6 protein-coding genes are annotated in these 6,834 nt (G+C 68.6%); 2 read left to right on the plus strand and 4 right to left on the minus strand.

What is annotated here, in order from left to right; all coding sequences use genetic code 11:
• Nucleotides 1-5: 5 nt before the first annotated feature.
• Both rdgB and EII35_RS12590 read left to right on the plus strand, forming a co-directional pair.
• Nucleotides 6-605, plus strand: coding sequence for an RdgB/HAM1 family non-canonical purine NTP pyrophosphatase (rdgB, locus tag EII35_RS12585; RefSeq protein WP_221739754.1), 600 nt, complete (start codon nt 6-8; stop codon nt 603-605).
• Entirely contained in the window at nt 602-1,396 is a 795-nt protein-coding gene (locus EII35_RS12590; RefSeq protein ID WP_125228817.1) for a thymidylate synthase, read from the plus strand. Before rdgB ends, EII35_RS12590 begins: the two co-directional genes overlap by 4 nt.
• A gap of 4 nt (nt 1,397-1,400) precedes the next feature.
• Here EII35_RS12590 and EII35_RS12595 read toward each other — a convergent pair whose 3' ends face one another.
• The 4 genes from EII35_RS12595 to EII35_RS12605 all read right to left on the minus strand — a co-directional run.
• Nucleotides 1,401-2,465 (minus strand): ATP-binding protein, encoded by a 1,065-nt coding sequence (locus tag EII35_RS12595; protein ID WP_125228818.1) that lies wholly within the window; start codon nt 2,463-2,465, stop codon nt 1,401-1,403.
• A gap of 1 nt (nt 2,466) precedes the next feature.
• The gene (locus EII35_RS12600) at nt 2,467-5,427 is read right to left on the minus strand and encodes a WGR and DUF4132 domain-containing protein (RefSeq protein WP_125228819.1); all 2,961 of its coding nucleotides are present in this window, start codon (nt 5,425-5,427) and stop codon (nt 2,467-2,469) included.
• A 33-nt stretch (nt 5,428-5,460) separates the two neighbouring features.
• Complete coding sequence (locus EII35_RS15730) at nt 5,461-5,628, minus strand: glycosyltransferase family 4 protein (RefSeq protein ID WP_148098947.1); 168 nt, start codon at nt 5,626-5,628, stop codon at nt 5,461-5,463.
• A 667-nt stretch (nt 5,629-6,295) separates the two neighbouring features.
• Nucleotides 6,296-6,834 (minus strand): HNH endonuclease family protein (locus tag EII35_RS12605; RefSeq protein WP_221739752.1); only part of this gene is annotated, 539 nt, incomplete at its 5' end.

Consider the following 6,834-nt stretch of genomic DNA (forward strand, 5'->3'; position numbering starts at 1 on the left):
GCCGGATCGACCGGGTGGTGCTGGCCACCAACAACGCGAAGAAGCTCCGGGAACTGCGACGGGTCGTCGACGAGGCGGGTCTGGAGCTGGAGGTGCTGGGGTTGACCGATTTCCCGGCCCGCCCGGAGCCCGAGGAGACGGAACGCAGCTTCGAGGGCAACGCCGTCATCAAGGCGGCGGCTGCGGCGGCCCACACCGGGCTGCCGGCCCTGGCCGACGACTCGGGCCTGGAGGTGGAGGAGCTCAACTGGATGCCGGGGGTCCGTTCCGCACGTTGGGCCGGGCCGCAGTGTGACGACGCGGCGAACAACGAGCTGCTGCTGGCGCAACTCGACGGGGTGCCGACCGGGCGTCGCGGCGCCCGGTTCGTCTGCGCCCTGGCCCTGGTGCTGCCCGACGGGGAGCAGCACCTGTGGCAGGGTGTGATGCCGGGACGGATCGTCGATCAGGAACGTGGCGCCGGAGGCTTCGGCTACGACCCGTTGTTCGTGCCAGATGGCGAGGAAAGGACCTCGGCGGAGCTGAGCCCGCAGGAGAAGGACGCCATCAGTCATCGCGGCCAGGCCGTGCGACAGTTCATCACGTGGTTGGGGGAGCAACGATGAGGGTGTATCACGATCTGCTACGGCTCATCATGGACCAGGGTGTGGACCGGTCGGATCGCACCGGGACCGGGACCCGCAGCATCTTCGGCCACCAGATGCGGTTCGACCTGCAGAAGGGTTTCCCGCTGCTCACCACGAAGAAGGTGCACACCCGGTCGGTGTTCGGCGAACTGCTGTGGTTCCTGCGCGGGGACACCAACATCGCCTGGCTGCACGACAACGGGATCACCATCTGGGACGAATGGGCTGACGACAACGGGGACCTCGGCCCGGTCTACGGGTACCAGTGGCGGTCCTGGCCAACCCCCGATGGCCGCCACGTCGACCAGATCGCCCAGGTCATCGACTCGATCCGCAGCAATCCGGATTCCAGGCGGCACATCGTCTCAGCCTGGAACATCGCGGATGTCGACGACATGGCCCTGCCGCCCTGCCACGCCCTGTTCCAGTTCTACGTGGCCGAGGGACGGCTGAGCTGCCAGCTGTACCAGCGTTCAGCGGATGTGTTCCTCGGGGTGCCGTTCAACATCGCCTCGTACGCCCTGCTGACCCATCTGGTCGCCCAGGTGACCGGGCTGCAGGTGGGGGAGTTCATCCACACCCTTGGCGACGCGCACCTGTACCACAACCACCTCGATCAGGCCCGGCTGCAGCTGAGCCGGGAGCCCCGAGAACTGCCGAGGCTCCGACTCAACCCGGAGGTCACCGAGATCGACGCCTTCGAGCTGGCCGACATCCAGGTCGAGGGTTACAATCCGCACCCCGTCATCAAGGCGCCGATCGCGGTGTGATCCGTCACGGCAGGTGCTGGTACAGCTCCTGCCAGATGCCCTGGCGACGCTTCACCTGACGTTCCTTGTAGGCGCGGAGCTTCGAGACATCGTCGGGGTCATCCTTGACGGCCGAGGAGACGATGGCCTCGGCCAGTTCCTTCCCGCCCGGGATCTCGCCGCCGAACCAGGCGGCGCGGACCGCCGCGGCCATCCCCGTCGAGACGGCCTCGGCGGTGGACATGGCGCTGCTGAGGCGCTCCACCCCCTCCTTGCCCGCTTGCCCGGAACGCAGCTCCCGGAACACCCTCACCAGCACCTCCGTCGCGTCAGGGCCGAGCCTGGCCGGGATCTGAGCCGCCTTGAGCATCTGGTCGGTCTCGCGTTCCACGAGATCCATCTCCACCTTCAGGTCCTCGATGGCACCGATGGTCTCGAAGTTGAACCGGCGCTTCAGCGCCGCCGACATCTCGTTGACGCCGCGGTCGCGGGTGTTGGCGGTGCCGATGACGTTGAATCCCTGCCGGGCGTGGAGGGTGCGGTGCTCGGGGTCGAGCTCCGGGATGGACAGGCTGCGGTCGGAGAGCACCGACAGCAGCGAGTCCTGCACCTCGGGGGCGCAGCGGGTGATCTCCTCGAAGCGCACCACCTTGCCCTCACTCATGCCGCGGTGGATGGGGGCGGGGACGAGGGACTTCCACGTGGGCCCCTCCGCCAGCAGCAGCGCGTAGTTCCACGAGTACTTGATGGCGTCCTCGGTGGTGGCGGCCGAACCCTGGATGGTGAGCGACGTGTCGCCGGAGATCGCGGCCGCGAGCAGCTCGCTCAGCAGCGACTTCGCGGTGCCCGGCTCCCCGATGAGCATCAGCCCCCGGTTCGTCGCCAACGACACCACACAGCGCTCCACCAGGGAACGGCGCCCCACGTACTTGCACGTGAGGTCCTTGCCGTCGCCGAGGACGAACTCCACCACGGACTGGGCGGAGAGCTGCCAGCCGGGGGCGACGGGGCGGTGCCGGTCCCGTTCCCGCAGCAGGTCCAGCTCGTCGGCCCAGCGGAGTTCGGCGGGGGGACGTTGGATGTCTGTCATGTCAGCTCGCGATCTGGTTGATGGTGGCGAGGACCTCGCTGACGATCCTCGGCGGAACCTGGCTCCACGGGATCTCGACGTGTTCCCGCCAGTACGGGCGCTCCCCCCAGCCGAGGGCGTCGGCGTCCTGGAGACCCTTGACGACGTGGACCTCCACCAAGGTCTGGTCCTCCTGGTCGGCGGGTGAGCCCATCCACAGACCCGAATCGTAGCGGGCGACGACGGTCAGGTCGGCGGTGCTCACGGGCATGAAGTGGATGCAGTACACGCCCGCGTCGTAGGCCTTGCCGCGCTGCCACCCGTACCTCGTGAACGCGCCGAGCAGTTTCGTCGCCGGGAATCTGCCCTCGGGCAGCCCCTTCAGCTCCACCGCGTCGCCCTGATCCCGAGGCAGGGTGAAGGTGGGGCGGTCGAGCTGCCTGAACGGGGTGGTCAGCTCGTAGTCGGCCAGCACCTCCCCCCAGATGCTGAGCTGCTCGTCGGTCAGGTCGAGGGGGTGCACGATGCTGACGCTGCCGTCGTCGGGGATCTCGATGGGATCGTCATCGGGGTCGGTGAGGGTGCCGTCCTCATCGATCCGAGCGGTCGCGGCGAGCGAACCGTCGGCCGCGTGGACGCCCCACACCACACCGGCGAGGAGACGCCGCAGCACGGGGTGGGGTGCGATGAGGGTGGCGTGGTCGCGTGGATTCCAGCGGCGGTCCTGGACCATGGCCTGCTCGAAACGGGTGGTCTGGATCTTCACCATCGCGGTGAGGTCCTTCTTCATCGCGGCGAACTCGGCCTTCGCGACGGTCGCCCGTGCCTGGTCGTCGCTCTTGTTCGGCGCGGGGAGAGAGGTCAGCACCTTCCCCGAGGGATGGTCGTCGGCGTCGAGCAGCCGGGCCGCGATCCTCCCGTCGGGGGTGACGTGCGCGAGGAAACGACGTGTGCCGTAGGAGAAGATGCGGGTGCCGCGCTCGTCGAGGCCACCGTCGGGGAGGATGCGGTCCTCGAGTTCGTCCCGGCTGAGGCCGCGCTGCTCGGCGATCTCGTCCATCGCCTCCCCGGCACGTTTCTTCAGGCCCGCGAACTTCACCTTCGCGGCGATGCCGGAGATGGCCTGCAGCGCCGAGTCCGTGGCTACGTTCCGCAGGGCGGTGAGGCCCTTGACGGCACGTTGGTGCTGACTCTGCCCCGGCCATTCCCGGAGCAGCGGGGTCAGTTCGTGGATGAAGGTGGAGTCGCCGAGCCACCCGGCCCCCGTCATGCACCAGCCCTGTCGGCTTGGCGCGCCGGAGCCGATCCAGGCCCGGAACAGGGCGACGGCGAAGCGGTCCCTGACGGTGGTCTCGGCCTGCCGGCGGAGCGCCGTCACGAGGGGATGCTCGCTCTCGGCGCTGAGCGCCCGCAGCAGTTGTTTCACCTGGTCCGGGCCGAGACGGTGATCGGCGACGAGCAGCGGGGGCAGGCTCGTGACGTCGAAGGGGAGCTTCTGGCTGCGGGGCAGATCGGTCGCCGCCGCCACCCACCAGTCGGTGTCCGCGGGCAGCTCGGGGGTGTCCGCCTCGGCGATGATCTCCTCGAGCGCCGCCCGGGTGGGGCCAGTGGTGTCGTCGAGCACCTGACGCAGCTGCTCGACGGGCAGGGCGCGCAGCGTCGGCTTGAGGGTCTCCGCCCGTGTCGGTGTGAGTTCGGCCGCCAGGGCGTGGGCCACGTGTTCGGTGAGCCATTCCTGCGCCACCCGGGCCGCCTTCGTGGCCAGCAGGTCGAGAAAGAGCGGGGTCATGCCCGGCCCGTGGGCCGCCTCGGCCAGGCAGCGGGCGCTGGTCTCCGCCTCGCCCTTGCTCACATCCTTGAAGTGCCGCAGGAGGGTGTCGAAGCCGTGATGGCCCGTCGCGATGAGCCATGGCACGACCTCGTCCCAGGACGTGAGCGGTGCCTTCGTGCGTCGGGCGAAGGCGGCACGTTCCTCCGGCGTGGGCAGCAGGAGGGCTGAGAGTGCGGTGACCTGAGTGAAGTCGGCCGTGCCCTTCGCTGGTACCTGTTCGTACAGCTCCCGTGCCTGCGCCGCCGTCAGGCAGCTGAGGGCGGCGGCGAGGAAGGGCTCCCGGCTCGCGTTGCGCCACATCCCCACCTGGTTCAGGGTGAACAGGGGAGGCAGCGGCGAGGGCAGCGCGTCGATGGCCGCCTGGCGCTCCTCCTCGGAGCGCAGGGCCAGGACGCCGCGGGCGACGAGGGCATCCACCTTGCGGTTGCGCAGCTGAAGGGTGATGGACTTCGCCTTGGCCTCCCAGTTCGTCTTGAGGACGACGCCGAGCCAGCGGGGCTCCTGGAGGGAGGGCGGCGGGCCCCAGGTTCCCTTCCGGGCGGGGAGGTTCTCCTCGGCCCAGGTGCCGATGCGGCGGGCCCACCAGCGGCGTCGCGGCTCGTCGGGGACGGTGGTGAACAGGGGTTCGGGGGTGGCGAGCCGCTCGTTGTCCCACGGGTCGTCGAGGATCTTCTCCGACGCGAGCAGCCGCGTGGCGCGCTCCTCCTCGGCCGCCAGGTCGATGGGCGTGATGTCGCTCTCAATCGTCACCTCCCGGCTGAGGTCGTAGCCCAGCTCGAAGGGGGAGACCCGCAATCCCAGGTCGTCGGCGGCGACATCCGAGACCGTCATCGGTTCCAGAACCGTCGGTTCCGGCTCGGGTTCCACCGTCCGCTTCGCCTGCTTCATCCCTGCGGTTCTCGCATTGGTGGGCTCGACGGGGGTGAGGGCAGCCTCGGGAGCCCCGTCCTCGTCCGAGTAGCCCTTCCGAAGCTTGGCCGTGACCTGCTTCTCCGCCTCCGCGAGGGCCTTCTCCGCCGTCGCGTACTGTTTGGTCCTGGTGGTTCCGTCGGAACCGCGGCGACCGTACCGGACGGTCACGGAATCGCCGACCACATCGATGTACCAGAACTTGTCAGAGCTGCCTTCGGTGAGGCTCAGGCGTCGTTGCATGGGGAAGAGAGTAGAGCACGCCCCCGACAGGAATCACCGTCCCTCGATGGCGATGCGGTATTCGGCAGGGACCGTGTGTTCGGCCGCCACGATCGGGCAGTTGTACTTCTGACTCAGCTCCACTCCGGCGTTGAGAACCCGGAAGTCGCGGGCGTGGACGACGTCGTAGCCGCCCTCCGTCCGATCCGCGGAGCTCGCCACGATCCTGAAGGAGTTGTGGAGATCCCTGAGGCTGGGGAGCCCAAGGGAAACAGCTCCGCATCGTCACCCATGCCGTCGGGTCCGAACGAGGAGCACAGCAGATCGGTGCTGTGGTCCGGGACGGGGGAAACCTCGCCCTCACGGGAGCGATCACATCGACGTGGTGCCCGCTCGATCGGAGCGCCGAGGTCAAGGCGTTGACGTGGACCCCGATCCCGCCGAAGGGACGAGCACCGTAGTCCGCCGAAGGGACGAGCACCGTAGTCCGTCGACACCAGCAACACCCGCATGACCTGTGGAATTCTTCAATCGAATTGATGGTGAGCCCACGGTGTCTCAGCCCGATCAGCGGGGGGGGAGGGAGCCGTCTCACTCAGCGGGAAGGGACCCTTCGGTCAGGGGAGGGATGACCAGCAGCCGGGCAACAAACGCACCCGGGGCGCTCCTTGTCCGCTGGTCGAGCCGGACCGCGAGCGCCAGCGAGCCGTCCGTGTCGAGACCTCCGCAACGGTCCCTGCGAACTCTCACCGGGTCTCGACACAGGTCCCTCCACTGCGTTCCGGGTCCCGGCTCGACCAGCGGGAGGGCGGACCCCCTCACCGACGCTCTTCCGGCCGGGTGCAGGGGGTATCGACCCCGGTCAACGGGGGTGCGTGAACAGCGGTGTTCAGTGGAGGGCGTATTGGACCCATTCCCAGGCCTCGGATTCGACCGGCCTGGTCTCTGGGGGTTCTGGTGGGTCGAGCCATGGCGGGGGTGGCTCCTCCACTCTGGGTTCTGGTTCCGGAGTTCGGAGACAGATCGTGCCGCCGGTGGCATGCACCAGATACTCAAACCCCGCCGGAGACTTCCAGTGGAACCAGCCGGGGGCGGGTTGAGTCAGCACCCAGCCGCCGAAGGTTTTCGCTCGATGCGACCTACGCGCCAACGGCGCGAGGTTGCCCCAGCGGGTCTGGCCGGTGTCGCCGTCGCGGTAGGGGATGGTGTGGTCCAGATCACAGGCCCTGGAGGTGCGGGAGGCGTAGGGAAACACATCGACTGGCATGCATGCGGTGACCGCGGTCCGCAACCCGATTGAGGGGTCGTGAAGATCCTCCGGTGCGTGGTGGAGTGGGTCAACGATCGGCCGGATCGTCACGCGGGAGTCCTTCAAGAACTCCGGCAACCGCGAGGTCAGGAACGCACCCCACCGCTCCACCTCAACCA

This window comes from Arachnia propionica, assembly GCF_003932785.1.
GTDB classification, from domain to species: domain Bacteria; phylum Actinomycetota; class Actinomycetes; order Propionibacteriales; family Propionibacteriaceae; genus Arachnia; species Arachnia propionica_B.

Excerpts from the sequence above, each read along its gene's own strand:
- EII35_RS12590 (WP_125228817.1), top strand. The coding sequence starts at position 602 with ATGAGGGTGTATCACGATCTGCTACGGCTCATCATGGACCAGGGTGTG.
- EII35_RS12600 (WP_125228819.1), bottom strand. The coding sequence starts at position 5,427 with ATGCAACGACGCCTGAGCCTCACCGAAGGCAGCTCTGACAAGTTCTGG.
- EII35_RS12595 (WP_125228818.1), bottom strand. The coding sequence starts at position 2,465 with ATGACAGACATCCAACGTCCCCCCGCCGAACTCCGCTGGGCCGACGAG.